20 protein-coding genes are annotated in these 21,668 nt (G+C 69.0%); 9 read left to right on the forward strand and 11 right to left on the reverse strand.

What is annotated here, in order from left to right; genetic code table 11:
- The first annotated feature begins 65 nt into the window (after positions 1-65).
- The 3 genes from B2Y21_RS05330 (at position 66) to adhP (ending at position 3,805) form a co-directional block, all read left to right on the forward strand.
- Complete coding sequence (locus B2Y21_RS05330) at positions 66-1,037, forward strand: GAF domain-containing protein (RefSeq protein ID WP_292057695.1); 972 nt, start codon at positions 66-68, stop codon at positions 1,035-1,037.
- 148 nt (positions 1,038-1,185) lie between these two features.
- Positions 1,186-2,703: an aldehyde dehydrogenase family protein gene (locus B2Y21_RS05335; RefSeq protein ID WP_292057697.1), complete on the forward strand. Its 1,518-nt coding sequence runs from the start codon at positions 1,186-1,188 to the stop codon at positions 2,701-2,703.
- Positions 2,704-2,770: 67 nt separating this feature from the next.
- Positions 2,771-3,805, forward strand: a complete 1,035-nt coding sequence (gene adhP / locus B2Y21_RS05340; RefSeq protein WP_292057699.1) for an alcohol dehydrogenase AdhP — start codon at positions 2,771-2,773, stop codon at positions 3,803-3,805.
- A 40-nt stretch (positions 3,806-3,845) separates the two neighbouring features.
- On the opposite strand, the gene B2Y21_RS05345 is transcribed toward adhP, so the two are convergent.
- From B2Y21_RS05345 to B2Y21_RS05360, 4 genes are read right to left on the reverse strand one after another with little or no spacing between them, the layout of a single operon-like run.
- A complete protein-coding gene (locus B2Y21_RS05345; protein WP_292057700.1) occupies positions 3,846-4,646 on the reverse strand; it encodes a sulfite exporter TauE/SafE family protein in 801 nt (266 codons plus the stop codon).
- The gene (locus B2Y21_RS05350; protein ID WP_292057702.1) at positions 4,646-5,926 is read right to left on the reverse strand and encodes an NAD(P)/FAD-dependent oxidoreductase; all 1,281 of its coding nucleotides are present in this window, start codon (positions 5,924-5,926) and stop codon (positions 4,646-4,648) included. Before B2Y21_RS05350 ends, B2Y21_RS05345 begins: the two co-directional genes overlap by 1 nt.
- Before the next feature lie 3 nt (positions 5,927-5,929).
- Complete coding sequence (locus tag B2Y21_RS05355) at positions 5,930-6,343, reverse strand: TIGR01244 family sulfur transferase (protein ID WP_292057703.1); 414 nt, start codon at positions 6,341-6,343, stop codon at positions 5,930-5,932.
- A gap of 36 nt (positions 6,344-6,379) precedes the next feature.
- Positions 6,380-7,348, reverse strand: a complete 969-nt coding sequence (locus B2Y21_RS05360) for an MBL fold metallo-hydrolase (RefSeq protein ID WP_292057705.1) — start codon at positions 7,346-7,348, stop codon at positions 6,380-6,382.
- 92 nt (positions 7,349-7,440) lie between these two features.
- Between B2Y21_RS05360 and B2Y21_RS05365 the strand changes: the two genes are divergently transcribed.
- From B2Y21_RS05365 to B2Y21_RS05380, 4 genes are all read left to right on the forward strand, one after another.
- Positions 7,441-8,082 (forward strand): peroxiredoxin, encoded by a 642-nt coding sequence (locus tag B2Y21_RS05365; protein WP_292057707.1) that lies wholly within the window; start codon positions 7,441-7,443, stop codon positions 8,080-8,082.
- Entirely contained in the window at positions 8,079-8,489 is a 411-nt protein-coding gene (locus B2Y21_RS05370; protein WP_292057709.1) for an ArsR/SmtB family transcription factor, read from the forward strand. The genes B2Y21_RS05365 and B2Y21_RS05370 overlap by 4 nt, the downstream gene beginning before the upstream one ends.
- A 122-nt stretch (positions 8,490-8,611) precedes the next feature.
- A complete protein-coding gene (locus B2Y21_RS05375; protein WP_292057729.1) occupies positions 8,612-9,742 on the forward strand; it encodes an ABC transporter substrate-binding protein in 1,131 nt (376 codons plus the stop codon).
- A gap of 35 nt (positions 9,743-9,777) precedes the next feature.
- Positions 9,778-10,848, forward strand: coding sequence for a YncE family protein (locus tag B2Y21_RS05380; RefSeq protein ID WP_292057711.1), 1,071 nt, complete (start codon positions 9,778-9,780; stop codon positions 10,846-10,848).
- A 256-nt stretch (positions 10,849-11,104) separates the two neighbouring features.
- On the opposite strand, the gene B2Y21_RS05385 is transcribed toward B2Y21_RS05380, so the two are convergent.
- Complete coding sequence (locus B2Y21_RS05385) at positions 11,105-11,890, reverse strand: ABC transporter ATP-binding protein (protein ID WP_292057713.1); 786 nt, start codon at positions 11,888-11,890, stop codon at positions 11,105-11,107.
- On the reverse strand, positions 11,887-12,945 hold the full coding sequence (locus B2Y21_RS05390; RefSeq protein WP_292057714.1) for a FecCD family ABC transporter permease: 1,059 nt from the start codon (positions 12,943-12,945) through the stop codon (positions 11,887-11,889). Before B2Y21_RS05390 ends, B2Y21_RS05385 begins: the two co-directional genes overlap by 4 nt.
- Before the next feature lie 67 nt (positions 12,946-13,012).
- Between B2Y21_RS05390 and B2Y21_RS05395 the strand changes: the two genes are divergently transcribed.
- Positions 13,013-13,783, forward strand: coding sequence for an alpha/beta hydrolase (locus B2Y21_RS05395; RefSeq protein ID WP_292057716.1), 771 nt, complete (start codon positions 13,013-13,015; stop codon positions 13,781-13,783).
- 50 nt (positions 13,784-13,833) lie between these two features.
- On the opposite strand, the gene B2Y21_RS05400 is transcribed toward B2Y21_RS05395, so the two are convergent.
- Both B2Y21_RS05400 and B2Y21_RS05405 read right to left on the reverse strand, forming a co-directional pair.
- Positions 13,834-15,255: a YncE family protein gene (locus B2Y21_RS05400; protein ID WP_292057717.1), complete on the reverse strand. Its 1,422-nt coding sequence runs from the start codon at positions 15,253-15,255 to the stop codon at positions 13,834-13,836.
- Between the two features lie 18 nt (positions 15,256-15,273).
- Positions 15,274-17,379, reverse strand: coding sequence for a TonB-dependent receptor domain-containing protein (locus B2Y21_RS05405; protein ID WP_292057719.1), 2,106 nt, complete (start codon positions 17,377-17,379; stop codon positions 15,274-15,276).
- A gap of 269 nt (positions 17,380-17,648) precedes the next feature.
- Here B2Y21_RS05405 and B2Y21_RS05410 point away from each other — a divergent pair, with 269 nt between their 5' ends.
- Positions 17,649-18,566 (forward strand): LysR family transcriptional regulator, encoded by a 918-nt coding sequence (locus B2Y21_RS05410; protein WP_292057721.1) that lies wholly within the window; start codon positions 17,649-17,651, stop codon positions 18,564-18,566.
- A gap of 65 nt (positions 18,567-18,631) precedes the next feature.
- Here B2Y21_RS05410 and B2Y21_RS05415 read toward each other — a convergent pair whose 3' ends face one another.
- The 3 genes from B2Y21_RS05415 to B2Y21_RS05425 form a co-directional block, all read right to left on the reverse strand.
- The gene (locus tag B2Y21_RS05415; RefSeq protein WP_292057723.1) at positions 18,632-19,834 is read right to left on the reverse strand and encodes an MFS transporter; all 1,203 of its coding nucleotides are present in this window, start codon (positions 19,832-19,834) and stop codon (positions 18,632-18,634) included.
- A gap of 57 nt (positions 19,835-19,891) precedes the next feature.
- Positions 19,892-21,298 carry a sensor histidine kinase gene (locus B2Y21_RS05420; protein ID WP_292057725.1) on the reverse strand — a complete coding sequence of 469 codons (1,407 nt, stop codon included), beginning with the start codon at positions 21,296-21,298 and terminating at the stop codon, positions 19,892-19,894.
- Positions 21,276-21,668, reverse strand: a 393-nt coding sequence (locus tag B2Y21_RS05425) for a response regulator transcription factor (RefSeq protein WP_292057727.1), incomplete at its 5' end; no start/stop codon positions are given. The genes B2Y21_RS05425 and B2Y21_RS05420, both read right to left, overlap by 23 nt.

The raw sequence follows: 21,668 nt of genomic DNA on the forward strand, positions 1-21,668 counted from the left end.
TCGCATTGACGCTCGGCGCTCTTGGGGGTCTGATCGGTCGACCTTGACCCTGGGAGGCTGCGGCCATGGGCGATAGAGTGCGACATGAACACGCCAGCCTGATCCGTCAGGCGCTGGATGACGAGGGGGCCGGAGCGCGCTCGGCCCTGGCGGCGTCGTGGCGTCGGTCCGTGACCCTGTACGGCCTGGACCCCAGCGAACATGGGGCGGTCGAGACCATCACCGAACAGCAGTTGCATGAAGCGCGTCAGGCGATGGAGCCGATGACGCGCGCGGCCGAAGGCGTGCTGGACCGGCTGTTCCTGGCCGTCGGCGGGGTGGGGTGCTGCGTCCTGCTGACCAACGCCGAAGGCGTGCCGATGGAACGGCGCGGGGCTGTTGCCGACGACGACACCTTCCACCGCTGGGGCCTGTGGCCCGGCGCCGTCTGGTCCGAGGCGGTCGAGGGCACCAACGGCATCGGCACGGCCCTGGCCGAGCATCGCGCCGTGACCATCCATCGCGAACAGCATTTCCACGCCCGCAATACGGGGCTGAGCTGCATCACCCACCCCATCCATGACCATATGGGGCGGCTAGCCGGGGCGCTGGACGTCTCGTCGTGCCGGGCTGACGCGACCGAGGCCATCCTGGGGCTGATCTCGGCGGCCGTGGCCGATGCGGCGCGGGCGATTGAGGCCCAGACCTTCCGCCAGGCCTTCGCCGATGCGCGCATCGTGCTGGCGGGCGGGGCCAGCGAGCGCAATGCGGCGGCCCTGCTGGCGGTGGATCGGGACGATTTGGTGATCGGCGCTACGCGGGCGGCGCGCCTGTCCCTGTCGATCACCGACGAGCGGATCGCGGCCCAGTTGCCCGCGTCCGACCTGCTGACGCCGGGCGGCGCCGAGATCGACCTGCTGGAGGCTGAGCGGGGGGCGGTGCGCCGCGCCCTGGCCCGGACCGGGGGCAATGTCTCGGCGGCGGCGCGGGCGCTGGGCGTCAGCCGCGCCACCCTGCACCGAAAGCTGCACCGTCTGGGCCTGATCGACCTGAACTGACCGATCTCGACGGAAACTGTCGCAAGTCTGCGACAGGTGTGCGCCGCACCATCCGGGCGGCGTCTGGAACAGGCCGCCGGGCCGACCGACCTTGCTTCAAACGACGCCGACAATCGGCGCCCAAGGAAACCGCAAGGAGGCCGTTCCCATGACCAAACCCGAATTCGTCCGCGCCGTGACGCCGAAATACAAGGCGCGCTACGACAACTTCATCGGCGGCCAGTGGGTCTCGCCGGTGAACGGCCGCTATTTCGAGAACACCTCCCCGGTGAACGGCCGCGTCCTGTGCGAGGTGGCTCGCTCGGACGCGGCCGATGTCGAACTGGCGCTGGACGCCGCCCACGCGGCCAGGGACGGCTGGGGCAAGACCAGCGTCGCCCAGCGCGCGCTGATCCTGAACCGCGTCGCCGACCGCATGGAGCAGAACCTGCAGGCCATCGCCGAGGCCGAGACCTGGGACAACGGCAAGCCGGTGCGCGAGACGCTGGCCGCCGACATCCCGCTGGCCATCGACCACTTCCGCTATTTCGCGGGCTGCATCCGGGCGCAGGAAGGCGGCATTTCGGAGCTGGATAACGACACGGTCGCCTATCACTTCCACGAGCCGCTGGGCGTGGTCGGCCAGATCATTCCGTGGAACTTCCCCATCCTGATGGCGGCGTGGAAGATCGCCCCGGCGCTGGCGGCGGGCAACTGCATCGTGCTGAAGCCGGCCGAGCAGACCCCGGCCTCCATCCTGCTGCTTATGGAGCTGATTCAGGACATCCTGCCGCCGGGCGTGCTGAACATTGTCTCGGGCACGGGGATTGAGGTCGGCGAGCCGCTGGCCACCAATCCGCGCATCGCCAAGATCGCCTTCACCGGCTCGACCGCCGTCGGCCAGAAGATCATGGAATACGCCACCCAGAACATCATCCCGGTGACGCTGGAGCTGGGCGGCAAGTCGCCGAACATCTTCTTCAAGGACGTGATGGACGCCGACGACGCCTTCCTCGACAAGGCGCTGGAAGGTTTCGCCATGTTCGCGCTCAACCAGGGCGAGGTCTGCACCTGCCCCAGCCGCGCCCTGATCCACGAAGACATCTATGAGGCCTTCATCGAGAAGGCGATCGCCCGCGTCGAGGCCATTAAACAGGGCGACCCGCTGGACCCGACCACCCAGGTCGGCGCCCAGGCCTCGGAACAGCAGCTGAAGAAAATCTTGTCCTATCTGAAGATCGGCAAGGACGAGGGCGCAGAGGTGCTGACCGGCGGCGATCAGGCGGTGCTGAAGGACGATCTGGCGGGCGGCTATTACGTCAAGCCGACGGTGTTCAAGGGTACGAACGACATGCGCATCTTCCAGGAGGAGATCTTCGGCCCCGTCCTGGCCGTGACCACTTTCAAGACGCTGGAAGAAGCCATCGCCATCGCCAACGACACCGAATACGGCCTGGGCGCAGGCGTCTGGTCGCGCGACATGAACACCGCCTATCGCGCGGGCCGCGCCGTTCAGGCGGGCCGGGTCTGGACCAACTGCTACCACCAGTATCCGGCGCACGCGGCCTTCGGCGGCTACAAGAAGTCGGGCATCGGGCGCGAAAACCATCGCATGATGCTGGACCACTATCAGCAGACGAAGAACCTGCTGGTTAGCTACAGCCCCGACAAGCTGGGCTTCTTCTGATCTCGATCAAGGCGCGGGCTTCGGTCCGCGCCTTTTCTGTTCGCGAACCCAACGAGGAGTAGTGACCATGGCGAAAACCATGAAGGCCGCCGTCGTGCGTGAATTCGGCAAGCCGCTGGTGATTGAGGACGCGCCGATCCCGACGCCCGGCCCCGGCATGATTCAGGTGAAGATCGAAGCCACCGGCGTCTGCCACACCGACCTGCACGCGGCCGAGGGCGACTGGCCGGTCAAGCCGAATCCGCCCTTCATTCCGGGGCACGAAGGCGTCGGCTACGTCTCGGGCGTCGGCGCCGGGGTCAAGCACGTCAAGGAAGGCGACCGCGTCGGCGTGCCATGGCTCTACACCGCCTGCGGCCACTGCAAACACTGCCTCGGCGGCTGGGAGACCCTGTGCCACGAGCAGCAGAACACCGGCTATTCCGTCAACGGCAGCTTCGCCGAATATGTGGTGGCCGATCCGAACTTCGTCGGCCATCTGCCTGACAACATCGGCTTCGAGGAGATCGCGCCGGTCCTGTGCGCCGGGGTCACGGTCTATAAGGGGCTGAAGATGACGGATACCAAGCCGGGCGACTGGATGGTGATCTCGGGCGTCGGCGGTCTGGGCCATCTGGCCGTGCAGTACGCCAAGGCGATGGGGCTGAACGTGGCGGCGGTCGATATCGACGACGCCAAGCTGGACCTGGCCCGGCGGCTGGGCGCGACAGTGACAGTCAACGCCAAGACCTCCAACGACCCGGCCGCCGACATCAAGCGTCAGACCGACGGCGGCGCCCAGGGCGTGCTGGTCACGGCCGTCTCGCCCAAGGCGTTCGAACAGGCGCTGGGCATGACGGCGCGCGGGGCGACCGTGGCCCTGAACGGCCTGCCGGCGGGGGATTTCCCGCTGTCGATCTTCGACATGGTGCTGAACGGGACGACGGTGCGCGGCTCCATCGTCGGCACGCGGCTGGACCTTCAGGAGGCGCTGGACTTCGCCGCCGACGGCAAGGTCAAGTCGATCAATACGGTCGAGCCGCTGGACAACATCAACGACATCTTCGCTCGGATGCACAAGGGTCAGATCGAAGGCCGCGTAGTCATGTCCATCGGCGGATGAGAAGGTCGGGAGGCCGCCGTTCGCGCGGCGTTCTCTTCGCCTATCCGATCAGGTTCAGAGCTACGGCGCTCTGATACAGCATGTAGATCGCCACCACGAAGATCAGGCCCGCGAAGACGGTGTTCAGCAGGCCCTTGCGGCTGGACATCAGCTTGGCCAGCCGTGCGCCTGCCAACCCGCCCAGAACGCCGCCGCTGATGAAGACCGCGGCCAGCGGCCAGTCGACCCATCCCGCCAGCGCATAGTTGAAGGCGGTGGTCAGGCCGAAGGCGGTGACGCCGACCAGCGACGAGCCGACGGCGTAATAGATGGGCATGCCGGTCGACCCCATCAGGCTGGGCACGATCAGGAAGCCGCCGCCGATGCCGAAGAAGCCCGACAGCATCCCCGTCGCCGCGCCCGTGCCCACCAGCTTGGGCGCATTGCCCGCGTGGAGGGTCACGTGCGGGTCGCCCGCCGCCGAGCGGCCGCGCAGCATCAGGGCGCCGACGACCAGCATCAGCACCGCGAACAGGGCCAGCAGCTTCTGCCCGTCCACCGCCTTGCCGAGACTGGAGCCCAGCGCCGCCCCGACCACGCCCGCCGCCGCGAACAGCAGGGCGATCCTCCACTTCACCGCCCCGTGCCGGGCGTGGTTCAGCAGGTTGGCGAAGGCGTTGGCCGCTACGGCGAAGGCGCTGGTGCCGATGGCCAGGTGCGGGTCTTTCACCCCCACCAGATAGACGATCAGCGGCACGGCCAGGATCGAGCCGCCCCCGCCCACCAGACCCAGGGTGAAGCCGACCAGCGACCCCGCCCCGGCGCCCAGTCCGTATTGCAGCAGGCTGAGCGGCTCGCCCATCAGGCGGCGCTCTTCGCGCGGGGGGCGACGCCCGGCTCGACGCAGTCGGGCGCGCACAGCCATTCGCGGCCCTTCAGCATCCCGACCCAGTAGATTTCCGGCAGGGCCTGCGCCTTCAGGTGCCAGGCGCGGCGGGTCGGCTGACGCCCGTCCAGCATCCACGCCGGGAAGCTGGGCAGCAGCTTGCCGCCATAACCGAACTCGGCCAGCACGATCTTGCCGCGCTCGACCGTCAGGGGGCAGGAGCCGTAGCCGTCATAGACCGCCTTCAGCGCCTTGCCGTCCAGCATGGAGATGACGTTCTCGGCCACGACCGGCGCCTGTTTGCGGGCGGCGGCGGCGGTCTTGGCATTGGGCGCTGAGCAGGCGTCGCCCAGGCCGAAGACGTTGTCGAGACGGTTGTGGTGCAGCGTTGCCTGATCGACGTCGATCCAGCCGCTGTCGGCGGCCAGCGGGCTGTTGCGGATGAAATCGGGCGCGGTCTGCGGCGGGCAGACGTGGATCATGTCGAAGTCGCGAACGACCTCGCTGACGGCCCCATCGGCGTCGGTGACGGCGAAGGTCGCCTTGCGCGCCTCGCCGTCGATGGCGGTCAGGCGCGAGTTGAAGCGCAGGTCGACGCCGTAACGCTCGATGTATTTCATCAGGGCGGGGACGTAGTCCTTGACCCCGAACAGCACGGCCCCGGCGTTGTGGAACTCGATGTCCACGTTCTTGAGGGCGCCGGTGCGCTGCCAGTGGTCGGCCGACAGATAGAGGGCCTTCTGCGGGGCGCCTGCGCATTTGATCGGCATGGGCGGCTGGGTGAACAGGGCGCGGCCGCCCTTCAGTTCCTGCACCAGCTTCCACGTGTAGGGCGCCAGATCGAAGCGGTAGTTGGAGGTCACGCCGTTGCGGCCCAGCGTCTCATTCAGGCCGGGGATGGCGTCCCAGTCCAGCTTGATGCCCGGCGCGGCGACCAGGGCGCGATAGCCGATGCGGCGGCCGTCCGACAGGCGCACCTGATCGGCCTCGGGGGCGAAGTCGACGACGCGGTCCTTGATCCAGCGGGCGCCCGTGGGGATCAGGCGGCAGGTCTCGCGCATGGTGCGCTCGGGCGTGAAGACGCCCGCGCCGACCAGCGTCCAGCCGGGCTGGTAATAGTGGCGCTCGGACGGCTCGACGATCACCACGTCAAGGCCGGGGCGGCGGCGCAGCAGGCTGGCCGCCGTGGCGATCCCGGCGGCGCCCCCGCCGATGATCAGGACGTCACAGGTCTCGGAAGCTTGCGCATGGGCCATGCCTCAGCCCTCCAGACGCGGGCCGAGCGGCGAGACATCGTAACCGGCGGCGGCGGCCAGGGCGACGATCTCTTCGGCCGGGCGCTCGCCCGCCTGCGACAGGGCCCACAGATAGGTGGTGCGGGTGCCCGAGCGGCAGTAGCCGAGGATGGGCTGAGGCAGGTCAGCCAGCGCCGCCTTGAAGCGCGCCACGTCGTCGGGCGTCATGGCACCGCCGCGAATGGGGATGTGGACGAAGGTCAGGCCCGCGGCCTCGGCGGCGGCGCGGATATCTTCGGTCATCGGCTGGCCCGGCTCTTCGGCGTCGGGGCGGTTGGAGATGATGGCGCGATAGCCTTGGGCGGCCGCCGTCTGGACCTCCTCAGGCAGGATCTGCGGCGAGACGTGCAGGCGGTCTTCCAGGGGGCGGATGTCCATGAGGCGGTTCTCTGGCTTGAGGAAAAGGGGTGCGCGTCAGAGCGCGTTGATGGGGACTTTCAGGTAGCGGACGCCGTTGTCTTCCGGCTCGGGCATGCGGCCGCCGTTCATGTTGACCTGAACCGAAGGCAGGATCAGGCGCGGCATGGACAAGGTGGCGTCGCGGGCGGTGCGCATCTGGACGAACTCATCCTCGGTCACGCCGTCGCGGACGTGGATGTTGCCCTCGCGCTGGGCGCCGATGGTGGTCTCCCACGCGAACTCGGTGCGGGCGGGCGGCGCCTTGTAGTCGTGGCACAGGAAGACGCGCGCCGCCGGGGGCAGGGACAAAAGCCGCTGGATCGAGCGATACAACGTCCGCGCATCGCCGCCGGGAAAGTCGCATCGCGCCGTGCCGTAATCGGGCATGAACAGGGTGTCGCCGGGAAAGACGGCGTCGCCGATCACATAGGCCAGACAGGCCGGGGTGTGGCCGGGCACATGCAGGGCCGTGGCCTGAAGCCCGCCGATGGCGAAGCGGTCGCCGTCGTCGAACAGCTGGTCGAACTGGCTGCCGTCGCGGCGGAACGCGGTCCCCTCGTTGAAGACTTTGCCGAAGACGTCCTGCACCTTGATGATGTCGCGGCCGATGGCCAGACGGCCGCCGAGGTGCTCCTGCAGATAGGGCGCGGCCGACAGATGGTCGGCGTGGGCGTGCGTCTCCAGCAGCCACTGGACCTCAAGGTCTTCGGCCTCGACATGGGCGATCAGGGCGTCGGCCGAGGCGGTCGAGGTGCGGCCCGCCGCCTGATCGTAATCCAGCACGCTGTCGATGATGGCGCAGGCGTTCGAGCCGGGATCGCGCACCACATGGCTGACGGTGAAGGTGACGGGGTCGAAGAAGGATTTGACCACGGGGCGCTGGGCCGCGTTCGTCAGGGCGGCCTCGATCAATTCCCTGGCGTGATCACGGGCATGATCGCGGGCGGGGTCGATGGGGGCGTCGGTCACGGCGTCTCTCCGCATTGATCTGCATCAAGCAATTAGATATTTACATATTATATGCAAGTAATTGTTTTCGAGGTGCGCTGCGCCTCGGCTGCGCGTAGCCCTATGGCATGGAAACCGACTCGATGACGGACACGCCTTTGCTGCGGCCTCTGCGGATCAATGAGGCGGCGCCGGATTTCGCCGCCCGCACGACGCGCGGCCAGCGTCGGCTGAGCGACTATCGCGGGCGCTGGCTGGCCTTCTTCTCGCACCCGGCGGACTTCACCCCGGTCTGCACCAGCGAGTTCATCGCCATGGCCCGGCGTCAGACGGACTTCACCGCCATCGGCTGCGAGCTGCTGGGCCTGTCGGTCGACAGCCTTTATTCCCATCTGGCCTGGCTGAAGGACATCCGCGACCGTTTCGGCGTGACGGTGGAGTTCCCGATCATCGAAGACCCCTCCATGGCCATCGCCCAGGCCTATGGGATGATTGACCCGGCGGCGCCGGACAGCGCCTCGGTGCGCGCCACCTTCGTCATCGACCCGAACGGCGTGGTGCGGGCGATCAGCTGGTATCCGATGAATGTCGGCCGTTCGGTCGAGGAGCTGCTGCGCCTGATCACGGCCCTGCAGGCGGCGGATCGGGAAGGGGCCTCGGCGCCCGAGGGCTGGACGCCGGGCGCGCCCATGCTTTCGGCGGCGCCGACCGACTTCGCCGATGTGCTGGCGGGCGACGACGCCTGGTATTATCAGCCGGGGCCGCGATGAAGCCCGCCGATGCCGATCTGGAGCAGTTGAAGGCCGTCGCCCCCGAGGCGGCCGAACTTCTGCGGCAACTGGCCAACGCCAACCGCCTGCTGATCCTGTGCCATATCGCCGGACAGGAGCGCTCGGTCGGTCAGCTGGAACAGGATCTGGGCCTGCGCCAGCCGGGCCTGTCGCAACAGCTGGCCGAGCTGCGCCAGTCGGGGCTGGTGAAGACCCGGCGCGAGTCGCGCTCAATCTATTATTCGCTGGCCGACGAGCGGGCCGAGGCCGTCATGGCCATGCTGCACCGCATCTTCTGCGACGACCCCAGGGCCCTGACTGAGGCCGTGCGTCAGGAACGGACGGCGGACCAGGCGCGTCCCGGCGGGGACGCCGCCCGCTTCGCCCGGATCATCCCGCCGCGCTGAGCGGCGGCACTGCTTCATGCGACAAATCAGCGATTGAAGCTGACAGTGATTATCATTAAGCGTCGAGGCGAAGCGCCGCTGGCGTCGCTGGCGAATGGGCGGAGATCGGGTCGATGGTCGAGGTGAGGTTGGGACGTCGGGCCCTGCTGCTGGGCGCCGCCGCCCTGATGGCGACCGGGGCCGCCGCCTGCACGCGCCGCGACGCGGCCGCGCCGACCTCCTTGCTGACCGACCTGCGCGACCGGCCGCTGGCGATCACCCCGCCGGTGACGAAGCTGTCGATCGACGACAGCCGCTTCCTGATCGCCCTGTCGCTGATCCATCCCGATCCGGTCAGCCTGCTGGCCGCCTGGGCGGGCGACGTGAACCGCCTCAGCCCGGACATCTACGCCGCCTATCTTGAGAAAACCCCGGCGCTGGCGAGCTTGCCTAAGACGCCGAGTTCGGCCGCCGCCTTCAACGTCGAGGCGGTGCTGGGCGCCCAGCCGCAGGTGGCCCTGGTGTCGCTGGATTCCGGCCCGACCGACGCCCAGACCGCCCAGTTGGAGCAGGCGGGCGTGCGCGTGGCCTATATCGACTTCTTCCAGCACCCGTTTGAGAACCAGCCGCGCAGCCTGAGCCTGCTGGGGTCTATGATCGGCCGCGAAGAACAGGCCGAGGCCTACAACGCCTTCCGCGCCGCCCGGTTGAAGGTCATCTCCGACCGCGTGGCCGGCCTGAAGGACGAGCAGAAGCCGACCGTCTTCCTGGAGGCCCACGCGGGCAACGGGCCGGATTGCTGCAACTCGGTCGGGGCCGGGAACATCGGCGACTATCTGACCTTCGTCGGCGCCCGCAACATCGGCGCCGAGGTGCTGAAACAGCCGTCGGGCAAGCTGAACCTGGAGTTCGTGGTCGAGCGCGATCCCGACATCTACATCGCCACCGGCGGTCCGCATCTGGAGAAGACCGGCGGCTTCGTCGTCGGCCCGAAATACGACGCCGAGACCTCGCGCGCTTCGCTGCGCCGCGTGGCCGGGCGGCGCGGCCTGTCGACCCTGAAGGCGGTGCGCGAGGGCAAGGTGCACGGCCTGTCGCACCAGCTGATCAACTCGCCCATCGACATCGTCGCCACCGAGGTGCTGGCCAAGTGGATCCAGCCCGAACTGTTCGCCGATCTGGACCCGCGCGCGACGCTGGACACGATCAACAAGGACTTCCTGGCCGTCCCCTATCGCGGAGACTACTGGACCGACCTGGTCCCGGCCGCCTGATTTCATCCCTTTAAGCGCATTTCCGGAGAACCGTCATGATCACCCTTCGCAACGGCATTCTGACCGCCGCCGCCTTCGCCGCCCTGGCGATGGCGTCGACCGCCTCGGCCCAGACGATCGAGAAGACCGTCAAGGTCGCCCCCGGCGGCCTGTACGAGATCGTCTTCAACCCGGCCGACAACGACCTCTATGTCGCCGCCGTCGGCCCGCGCGGCGCCAACCAGGCCCAGATCGTCCGCCTGCAGGGCCAGACGCTGGCGCCGGAATCCTCGGTCGACGTCTCGGCCAACCCGCTCTACGGCCTGAACCTGAACACCCGCACCCAGGTGCTGTACGGCACCGACACCCGCGCGGGCGCGGTCACGGCCATCAACGCCCGCACCGGAGAAGTGATCGCCACCATCCGCAACGGCGACGAAGAAGGCGCCCACGTCCGCCAGGTCGTCGTCGATGAGGCGAACAACAAGGTCTATGTCAGCGTCGTCGGCGGCGAGGCGGGCGACGCCTCCAAGCCAAACCTGATCTGGGTCATCGACGGCGCGACCAACACGGTCGAACGCACCATCACCGCCACGGTCGGCGGCCTGACCGGCGCGGCGCTCGATCCCGCGACCAACCGCCTCTACGTCACGGGCATGAGCAGCAATGAAGTCGCCGCCATCGACCTGACCACCGGCGAGACTGTCGGCAAATGGCCGTCGCACGGCGACTCGACCATCAACGTCGCCGTCGATTCCGAAGGCCGCCGCCTGTTCGTCGCCAATCAGAAGTCGGGCGAGCTGACGGTGCTGAACGCCGACACCGGCGCCCTGATCCACAAGGTCGCCACCGGCGCGGGCGCCCTGAGCGTCGCCTACAACGGCGCGGTCAAGCAGATCTACGTCGCCAACCGCCAGGCGGGCACGGTGACGGTGCTGGATTCGGACACCTATGCGGTGAAGGCGAACCTGGAGACGGGCACCTTCCCCCAGACCATCGCCATCGACCGCGCGACCAACGCCGTCTACGTCTCGAACAAGGCCCGCGGCCTGCCGCGCGGCGCCCCGGCCGGCACGCCGGTCCCGGTTGACCCGACCGGCGACGTGGTGACGCTGATCCGTCCGTAAGACTATTGGCAGCCCTCTCCCGGTGGGAGAGGGCTTGAACCTCCAAGAGCGAAGCGATTGGCGAAGGCGACCCGTAGGGCGACGCGTAGCAGCCAAAGGGTGAGGGTTCTCGGGTGAAGTCGGCCGAAAGGCCGTGTTGCTGAAGCTGGTGCTGCGGCTTGCGCCGAAGGCAAGGACGGAACCCTCACCCTTTCGCGCCAGAGCGACGGCTGCGCCGCCGCGCGCTCAAGCCCTCTCCCATCGGGAGAGGGAAGCTCTAGCTCAGCACGTCGTCGATCATGACCTGCAGCGCGCCGCGGTCGCAGCGCTGAACGCGGGCCGAGACGCGATAGACCTCTGCCAGGATATCGGGCGTGATCGCCTCGTCGGGCGTCCCGAAGGCGACCAACCGCCCCTTGGCCATGACGGCGATCCGGTCCGAGACGCGCGCCGCCGCCTGCAGGTCGTGCAGGACGATCATCACCGTCATGCCCCGCTCGGCCGCCGCCTCGCGCGCCAGGTCGAGCACGCGCAGCTGATAGTGCAGGTCCAGCGCGCTGGTCGGCTCGTCCAGCAGCAGCAGGCGCGGCTCGCGCGCCAGAGCCTGCGCCAGACCCGCCAGCTGTTTCTGACCACCCGACAGCCGGTCCAGTCGCTGTCCGGCCAGAGCCTCGGCGTTGATGCGTTGCAGCACCTCATAGGCGCGCTCGGCCGCCTGGGCGTCGGTGTAGACGGCGCCGCGCAGGGGCGTGGCGCGGATCGAGGCGACCACCGTCTCCAGCACCGTCAGGGCCACGCCCTGCGGCAGGGTCTGCGGCATGTAAGTGACGCGCTTGGCCCGGTCGGCCAGCGACAGCCGGGTCAGTTCGGCTTCGTCCAGCCGGATCGAGCCGTGCGCCGGGATCAGGCCCGCCAGACTGCGCAGCAGGGTGCTCTTGCCCGCGCCGTTGGGGCCGACGACGGAGACGACTTCGCCCGCGGTCAGGGGCGGCAGGCTGAAGCCGCTGATGATGGGCTGGCCGCCGTAACCGGCGTCGAGGCCGCTGATCGACAGGTCGCTCATGCCCGGCCTCCGTTGCGGAAGATCAGCAGCAGGAAGACCGGCACCCCGATGACGGCGGTGACGATGCCGACGGGCATCAGCACGCCCGGCACGATGATCTTGGACGCCGCCGAGGCCAGCGACATGATGACCGCCCCGGCCAGCACGCTGGCGGGCAGGAAGTAGCGGTGATCCTCGCCCACCAGCAGGCGGGCGATGTGCGGTCCGACCAGTCCGATGAAGCCGATGGCGCCGACGAAGGCCACGGCGGTCGCCGACAGCAGGCTGACCCGCAGCAGAGACAGGAAGCGCAGACGCTTCACATCGACGCCGAAACTCATGGCCCGGTCCTCGCCCAGCCGCAGCGCCGTCAGTGCGCGCGACGACAGAAGCGAGAAGGGCGTGACCGCGACCAGCACGACCGCCAGGGCCGCGACATTGCTCCAGGTCGCGCGCGACAGCGACCCCATGGTCCAGAACACCAGCTGCTGCAGCGCCTCGGCCGAGGACAGGAACTGCACCAGCGCCGTCAGGGCGTTGAAGGCGAAAACGAGCGCGATGCCGAATAGGACGATGCTCTCGATCCCCGACCCCTTCATCCGCGCCAGAGCCTGCAGCGCCAGCACCGAACCGAAGGCGAAGACGAAGGCGTTCAGCGGCACTAGCCAGTCGGCCCCGATGAAGGACGATCCCAGACCCAGCACGATGGCCAGCGAAGCCCCGAACGAGGCCGCCGAGGAGACGCCCAGCGTAAAGGGGCTGGCCAGCGGATTGTTCAGCACCGTCTGCATCTCGGCGCCCGCCAGGGCCAGGGCCGCGCCGACCATCATCGCCATCAGGGCATAAGGCAGGCGCACCTGCCAGACGATGGCCTGCTGGGCCGTGCTCAGGCTGGACGGATCAAACACCCCTTGCAGCACCGTCAGGGGCGAGATCGACGACGGACCGGTGGCGATGTCCAGCAGCAGGGCCGCCGCCGCCAGCGCGGCCAGAACGGCGATGGCGAACAGCTTGGTCCGCGCGCTTCTGGAATAGGCGACGACCGCCTCGGGCACGGCGTTTTCAGCGTTCGCCAATTCACGAACTCCACTCAGAGAATGCGTCGCAATACATATCAATGGCCAGATAGGCTAGGGTGGCCGTATGACGCTGACCTCGCCCGCCCCTGCCGACCCGTCCCAGAAGGACGCGGCTCCCGACACGACCCAGCCCTACGCCATCCGCCTGCCCGCTGTCGATGGCGCGCCCGCCGTGGACGTGCGGGTGGCGACGCCGCAGGGCGAACGGCCGCCCGGCGGCTGGCCGGTTCTGGTGCTGCTGGAGGGGGAGGCCTTCTTCGATACGGCCGCCCAGGTGTCCGGACGGCTGCTGCGGCGCTCGGCCAAGACGCGGGTGGATGCGATGATGACGGCGGGCGTCAGCCTGTCGGGCGTTGCCGATCGCGTCGCCGCCTACGCCTTCACGCCGGGGCCGCAGGGCCAGACGCCCGAGCCCCGCGGCGCGGCCCTGCTGGCGCGGCTGACGACGGAAGTGCTGCCGCAGCTGACGGCCCTGGGCGCTGATCCCGAGCAGGCGGTGCTGATGGGCCATTCCATGTCGGGCCTTTTCGTCCTGGAGGCGCGCGCCGCCGGAGCGCCCTTCGCCCGCTACGCCGCGATCAGCCCGTCGATCTGGTGGAACCCGGCGGTGGTCGCCGCCCAGCCCGAGAGCGCGAACCTGCTGGTCGCAGTCGGCGCCCGTGAGGAGATGGAGGGGCTGCCGCCCGCGCACCTGGGCCGGCGCATGGTCTCCAACGCCCGCGATCTGGAGGCCCGTGGGGCGAGCCTGCGGGTGCTGGAGGACGAGGATCACGGCTCGACGCCCTATGCGGCCTTGCCGACCGTGCTGCGCTTCGCCGCGCCTTATCGAGGCTAGTCGGCGCGGCAAGAAAAAAGCCCCCGCGCCGGGCGCGGGGGCTGTTCGGATCAACGCGCCGGGCGGATGCGCAGCACGGAGTCGTTTCCGTCCGTGGTCCAGCCGGACTTGACCGCGACATAGACGTTGCCGCGACCATCGGTCGAGACGTGGTTCGCCACCGGCGGGGCCGGCAGGTTGGCGACGATGCGGCCGTCGACGTCCGTCACCGTCACCGTGCCCGCGCCGAAGGTGCTGACGAAGGCGCGACGCGACTTCGGCTCGAACACCACGTTCAGGGCGCCCGCGCCGACCGGGGTGTCGGCCACGACCGAGCCGTCCGAACCGTTCAGCACCACCAGGTTATCGGTGCCTTGGGCTGCGACGAAGATGCGGTCGGTCTGCGGATCGTGCGAGACGCCGATTACGCTGCGCGCGCCAGGCACGCGGAAGACGTTCAGCACGGTGTCGGCGGCGGCGTCGATGACGGCGACCTCATTGGTCGAGTTGGAGGCGACGTACAGGCGGCGCGCTTCGCGGTCGTAGGAGACGCTGGCGGCCGAGAAGGTCTCGCCGCGCACGGTCGAGTCGATCTTGATCCGCTTGGCGACCGTCAGGGCGGCGGTGTCGAACACCACGACCTCGGGCTCGAAGGTGGCGCTGGCGTAGGCCTTGCCGTGCTCTTCGTCGATCACGACGTCGCGGGCGTGGTTGACCGTGCCCGGCTCGAACTGGCGCACCAGCGACAGGTCCGACTGGCGGTAGACGGCGACCGTGTTCTGACGGCTGTTCGAGACCCAGACGGTGTCGTTGGCGTCGTCGACGCCGACGCCGTAGACGGCGAAGACGCCGCCGTCCTGGGGCTGGCCGTCGCGGCCGGTGCGGCCCGGCGCGGCGGCCGGGGTGACGCGGGCCTCGACCGCCAGGGTGTCGGCGTTCAGGCGCAGCAGCTCCGACTGGCGCACCGGCGGGCGGCCGACCGCCGAGGTGGCGAAGACGGCGTTGCGCTTGGCGCTATAGGCGGTCTGGTACAGGCCGCGCGTCGGCTGGATGCTGGTGATCCGATAGGCCGCTTCATTCGACAGCGGCACGTTCGGCGAGATCTTCAGATCGGCCAGGACGGCGTTGTAGGGCGATTGCGACACCGCCACGATCGGGTGGTTGCCGGGCTGGGCGTTCGCCGGCAGCGTCAGGCGCGCTTCGAAGCCGCCCTCGGCGTTGGCCGTGATCGGGCCGGTCGACAGCGGCGTCTGGCCGTACATCAGGACGATGCTCTGGCCCGGATGGAAGCCGCGGCCATTGGCCACGACCGGGCCGCCCGGCAGGACGGGCTTGCCGCGCTCGCCGGACGAGAAGCCGACCTGGCCGCCGTCCAGGCGTTCGGGCGCCGAGAACAGGGCCTGGGCCGAAGCCAGGGTCGGAACGGCGACGGCCGAAGCCGCCAGGAGCGCGCCGAGGGCGGCGCCGCGAAGGGATTTGCGTAGGGTAGTCATGATCGCAGTTTCTCCGGATCAGAAGCGGGTGGTCAGGCCAACGAAGAAGCGGCGGCCGGGCGAGTAGTAGCCATCGCCGGCGGTGCCGCTGACCTTCTCGTTGAAGAGGTTGGAGACGCCGGCGCGCAGCGTCACCGTGTCGGACGCCTCATAGGCGGTGGTCAGGTCGAACTCGGTGCGGGCGTTGGTCAGGGTCGAGCCGCCGCTCAGCTGTTCGCCGGTGTACTGGGCCGACAGCATGAGCCCCAGACGATCGGTCGCCCGCCAGTCCAGCGAGGCGTAACCCGACCATTCCGGCGTGGTGATCAGATTGGCGCCCGTGTCCAGATTCTTGGCTTCGATCATCCAGGTGGCGTTGCCGCGCAGGGTCAGATCGTAGGGCAGGCTGGCCTGACCGGTCAGTTCTAGGCCCTTGGTGCGGGCGCGCTGGACGTTCTCGTTCTTGGTCCACCAGCGGCCTTCGAAATAGCCCAGCGGCGCGTACTGGATCTTGTTCTCGAAGTCGGTGTGGAAATAGGTGGCGGCGAAGCTGTAGGCGTCGCCGTCATAGGCGAAGCCGAACTCGTAGCTGGTGCTTTCCTCGGGCTTAAGGTTCGGGTTGCCCGCCATCCAGCAGCCGCCGGAGGTGTAGACCAGCGGATTGCCGTTACCGTCCAGGATCGGATTGCCGTTCTTGTCCTTGGCGGCCATGCCGATCAGGCCCCGGCAGCCGTTGCCGCCCGACTGGGTCGCGGCGCCGGCGCTGTTCTCCTTCAGGGACGGGGCGCGGAAGCCCTTGGAGACGCCGCCGCGCAGGGTCCAGGCCTCGGCCGGATGCCAGACCAGATAGGCGCGCGGACTGAAGTGCTCGCCGTACTTGTCGTGGCTGTCCAGGCGACCGCCCAGCGTCAGCAGCAGGTTTTCGCGCATGGTGATCTGGTCCTCGGCGAAGATGGCCGCCGTGTCGCCCTTCAGCGTGGCCCCGGTGATGACGTTGCCGTCATAGTCGATCGGCACCGTGCCGATGGTGTCGGTGTTGGTCAGCTCTTCCTGGCGATACTGGGCGCCGAGGGCGAACTTGTGCTGCCAGACGAAGGTCTTCTCGAAGTTCCACAGGCCGTCGACGATCAGCTCCTCGAACTCAGCCGAGCCGCCGTACTCGCCCATCGCCTTGTTCTCGAAGGCGTTGCGATAAACGTCCAGGCGCGTCTTGCCGAAGGACCATTCGCCCTCGTGGCTGGCGCGGAAATTGGTGCGTTCGGTTTCGGAGCCGAAGGCGCCCTGCGGCGTCAGCACGCCGTTGCGGTTCGGCACCAGCAGCTTGGGCGCCAGGGGCTCCTCCACCCCGTAGTTGGCCTCGAACGAGAAGTTGTGGTTCTCGACCGGCGCCCAGTTCAGCACGCCGTTCAGGCTCTTGTTGACGACGCCGCCCGTGCCGTTGGCGCCGGAGATGTTCACTTCATCCGGATTGGTGCGTGCGTAGGTCGCGCCCAGGCGCAGGCCCAGGTTTTCCGTGAGCGGACCGGCCACGTTGACGCCCAGCTGATAGGCGTCGCCGCGCTCGGAATCCTCGGACCAAGTGTAGCTGGTGTTGGCCGAGCCGCGCCACGTCGGGGCGATCTTGCGGGTGATGATGTTGATGACGCCGCCCATGGCGTCGGAGCCGTAGAGCGACGACATCGGCCCGCGCACCACTTCGATGCGCTCGATCATGTCGGGCGAGATCCAGTTCAGATCCTGTCGGCCCAGGTCGGGGCGATAGCTGATGTCGCGCGAGTTGCCGACGCGGCGCCCGTCGACCAGAACCAGGGTGTAGTTGTCCGGCAGGCCGCGGATGGTGATCTTGGACATGGCGCCGGTCGGGCTGACGCCGCCGGTCACGCCGGGCAGGCGGCCCAGCAGTTCGCCCAGGCTCTGGACCGGCTGACGCTCGATCTCGTCGCGGGTGATGACGCTGATCGAGGCAGGGGCGTCGCGCACGTCGACGGCCGAGCCCGAGGCGGTCACGACCACGTCGCTGACGGAGGTCGCCTGCGGGTCGACGCTCGAGAGGTCGGACGGAAACGTCTCGGCCAGGACCGGCGATGTGGCGAGCAGGGTGGTGGTCATCAGGCCCAGCCCGATGTGGCGTTTCGATAGGTGCATCTGCGCCCCCAAAGGCGTGCGTTGGCGGGCGACAGGCGCCCAGGGAGGGGAGGAAAGCTCGACCGTGCGAGCGGCTCGCTCCTAATAATCATTCGCAATATTGTCTCAATGTCGGATTCGGCATGGGCGCCATTCGCTAGGGCGCATGAGGGCGCGGGCGACGAGGCGTCGTGCGGGTATGCCGAAACGGCTCTGCGAACGTGTTGCAATTAAGAGGCGTTCTTAATACAGCCGAGGGCGGCGCGTCCGGCGTCACGCAGCGAGGCCTTATGTCGGGGCGACTTCCCCACCGCGTCGATTTCACCCTGCTTCAGCACCTTCAGGTGCTGATCGAGCAGCGCAGCGTCTCGCGCGCGGCCGAACGCTTGGGCATCGGCCAGCCGGCGATGAGCCGAATCCTGGCCCGGTTGCGCGATCAGTTCGACGACCCCCTGCTGGTGCGCGGGCCGCGCGGCATGATGCCGACGCCGCGCGCCGAGGCCCTGTCCGGCCCCTTGCGCGCTTGGCTGGACGCGGGCGAGAGTCTGCTGCGCGACCCCGGCCTGGACGTCGGTCGGATGAAGCGGGTGTTCCGTCTGGCCTCCACCGACTTCGGCCTGCTCAGCGTTCTGACGCCCGCGCTGGCCCGTATCGAGCATGAGGCGGCGGGGGTGGAACTGGCGGTCGAGCCTCTGTCGGACGCCAGCCTGAGACGGCTGGAGGACGGACGGCTGGATCTGGTGTTGACCGGCTGGAGCCCCGAGGGCGCGGGGCTGAAGTCGCGCTGGCTGTTCCGCGAGACTCATCTGGGCCTGGCGCGGCCGGATCATCCTGTGCATCAGGCGACGCCGACGCACGCTGAACTTTTGCGCTGGCCCCATGTCGCGCCGTCGGCCGGGGACGGCTTCGGCGACTGGGTGGCGGACGACCTGCCGGACATGGCCGAGCGCCGCGTCCTGGTGCGGGCCGAGAGCTTCGCCCTGGTCCCCTATCTGTTGCAGGCGGGGGAGGCGGTGGCCCTGTTGCCGCGCCGCGCGGCCGAACACTTCGCGGCGGCGCACGGCCTTCGCGCCTTCCCGGCGCCGCAGGAGATGCGGCCGTTCGACTATCACCTGGTCTGGCACGAACGCTCGGACGGCGACGCTGGAACCCAGTGGCTGGTCGACGCCCTGTCAGCGGGGTTTGAGGTCGAAAAGGCGCGCGCCTAGAGCGAAATCGGTTCACATGCGATCGCATGTGAACCCAGATATTCGCTCAAAACATTGATAATGGACTAGCCGGCCTTGAGGCGCGTGGCGGGCCACAGCGCTGCGATCAGGATCATCACCGCCGACACGGCGTAGGGCGCCCCGTGCGCCGCCTGATAGGCCACGGTTCCAGCCAGCGGCCCCAGCACGGCGCCCAGGCCTTGCGCGGCGCCCACAGCCCCGGCGGCGGCGCCTTGTTCGTGGGCCTCGACCGCATTGGCGGCGAGGGCTGATTGCGAGGGATAGACCCAGCCCATGCCCGCCGCGATGACGCCATAGGCGGCCCACAGTTGCAGCGGCGTCGCGGCGAAGGCGGCGGCGACGAAGCCGACGGCGGCGATGCTCCCGCCGATGCGGATGAAGCGCGACGGCGTCCAGTTCAATCGACGCAGCACCATCTGGGCCGAGAACAGCACCACGCCGACCACGGCCAGGGCGACGCCCGCCGTCCGCGCCGCCTCATTGGGCGACAGGCCGAAGCGGTCCAGGGCCAGGAAGCCGACGACCACCTGGCAGACGACGACGCCGCACATGGCGGCGAAGGCGGTGACCACGGCGCGGCGGATGCGCAGGTCGGACAGCTTCAGCGCCGCCTTCTTGCGCGTCTCGTGCGGCGCATCGGCGGGCAGAAAGCGCCACACGGCGATGAAGGCCAGGACGGGCAGGGCGGAGATGATGATCAGGGAGGCGCTCAGGCTCCAACCGGCCAGCAGGCCCGCCGCCCCAGGTCCGAAGACGATGCCCAGAGAACTGGCCGCGCCGACGGCGCCCATGGCGCGGGCGCGCTCGTGCGGCGCCGTGTGGTCGGCGACCACGGCGGCGCAGATCGGCGGCACGGCGGCGTAGAAGGCCCCGGCGGCGGTGCGCGCCGCTGTCATGCCCAGGAAGCTGACGATGGCCGCCGGAACCAGGGCCAGGGCCGCGCTCATGAACAGGCCCAGCGCCGCATAGCTGACGGCGAACCCGGCCAGGGCGATCAGCAGCACCTTGCGCCGCCCCACCTCGTCGCTGCGCGCGCCCCAGAAGCGGGCCATCAGCATCCAGGCCAGGCCCGCCGCCGTCACCGCCGCTCCGACATGCCAGGGCTGAAGGCCCAGCAGCCGCGCCATCGGCCCGACCACGGCGACGAAGGCCATCATCGACATGCTGCCGACGCCCGCCGTGAACAGCAGGGGCTTCAGGCTGAAGGCGCCGCCGGGCGCCGCGACGGTCGAGGTGGCGGATGTCATGAGGCGCTCCTGAACGGCATGGAGCGGCTTGATCGACTAATTGAGAATGAATTGCAACTAGGGCTTGGCTGTCGTGATGGGCAGCGCCAGCTCCACAACCAGGCCCGGCTGATTGTCGTCCAGCCGAAGTTCGCCGTCATGCGCCCGCGCCACGGCGGCCACCATGGCCAGCCCGAGACCGGCGCCGCTCGTATGGCCGCTCGCGCCCTGATCCAGACGATAGAAGCGCCGCAGCACCTTTTCACGCTCGGCTTCCGGCACGCCGCGACCGTGGTCGGCGACGCGGATGACGGCTCGACCGTTCTCGCGGGAGGTCGAGACCTCGACCTGGCCGCCGCCGTGGAAGACGGCATTCTCGATCAGATTGGCCAGGGCCTGCTGGATCAGGGCGGGATCGGCCTCGACCGTTGCCGTGGGGGCGAGGGCGACGGTCAGACGCCCGCCCGCCTCTTCGACGAAGGGGCTGTAGATGTCGGCCACCGTGGCGGCCAGGGCGGCGAGATCCAGCCGCTCGGTCTGCAGGGCGGCGTCGCCGCTTTCGATCCGCGCCAGGGTCAGCAGGGCCTCGAACAGGGCGCTGACCTGATCCGTCTCCTCCAGCGCGCGCTCGACGGCGGCCTCGCGCGCCTGGGCGTCGTCCAGATTGGCGGCCAGATCCTCCAGCCGATTGCGGACCCGGTTCAGCGGCGCGCGCAGTTCGTGGGCCACGCCCTCGGACAGGGTCTTCAGCGTCGTCAGCGCCGCCTCCTGCCGGTCCAGCATCCGGTTCAGATTGGCCGACAGCTCATTGAACTCCCGCCCCAGGCCGACGGCGGGCAGGCGGGTCGAATCCTGACCGGCGATGATGCGGCCGACCGCTTGGTTGACCCCCTCCAGCCGCCGCAGGAACAGCCGCCCGGCCGCCCAGCCGCCGGCCAGGGCTAGCAGGATCAGGGCGATCCCGCTCATCAGGGCGTAGCGGCGGATGCCGCCGCGCAGTTCATCCAGATGCTGGATGTCGCGCCCGACCGCCAGCAGGCCGCCGTCGGACGCCTGGGCGCTCAAGGTCAGCATGTTGGGCGTCTGATCGGGCCAGCGGGCGGCGCGCGCCTTGTTGGGCAGGTTGCGGCGGAAGCCGCTCTGATTGACCGCCAGCCGCGTCAGGCCGTTGGAGAAGGTGCTGCCGTCCGGCGCCTCAACCAGCAACAGATAGCGGCGGGCGTCGCGGTTGCGGGCTTCGGCGTTCAGCTCCTGCACCAGCTGGGCCGTGCCGTGCCGGTTGGCGTCGGCGCGCATGACGTCCATCTGGTGGTTTAGCCCGTCGCGGACTTCAGCCTCGGCGAAGCGCATCAGCCCATAGTCCACGCCCGCGATCATCACCGCCGCGCCTAGTCCGAACAGGGCCGAGAAGGCGGCGGCGTAGCGCAGGCTGGCCGTGGTCCAGACGGACGGGCGTTTCGGTTCAGTCCGGGGCCTTGAGGACATAGCCCACCCCCCGGATGGTGTGGATCAGCTCCTGATCGAAGCCGCGATCCACCTTGGCCCGCAGGCGGCTGATGTGGGCGTCGATCAGATTGGCGCGCGGGTCGAAGTGAAAGCCCCACAGGCTTTCCAGCAGCATGGTGCGCGTCACGGCGTGACCGGCGTTGCGGGCCAGCCGCTCCAGCAGTTTGAACTCGTGCGGCGTCAGGTCCAGCGTCTGGCCCGCGCGGGTCGCCCGGTGTGCGGTCACGTCGACCTCCAGATCGGCCACGCGATGCCGCGTCGTCGCCTCGGCCAGCGGCGGGCGCCGCACCAGCGCCTGCAGCCGCGCGCTCAGTTCGCTGAAGGCGAAGGGCTTGACCAGATAGTCGTC

It is taken from the genome of Brevundimonas sp. UBA5936 (assembly GCA_002430835.1).
Taxonomy (GTDB): Bacteria; Pseudomonadota; Alphaproteobacteria; order Caulobacterales; family Caulobacteraceae; genus Brevundimonas.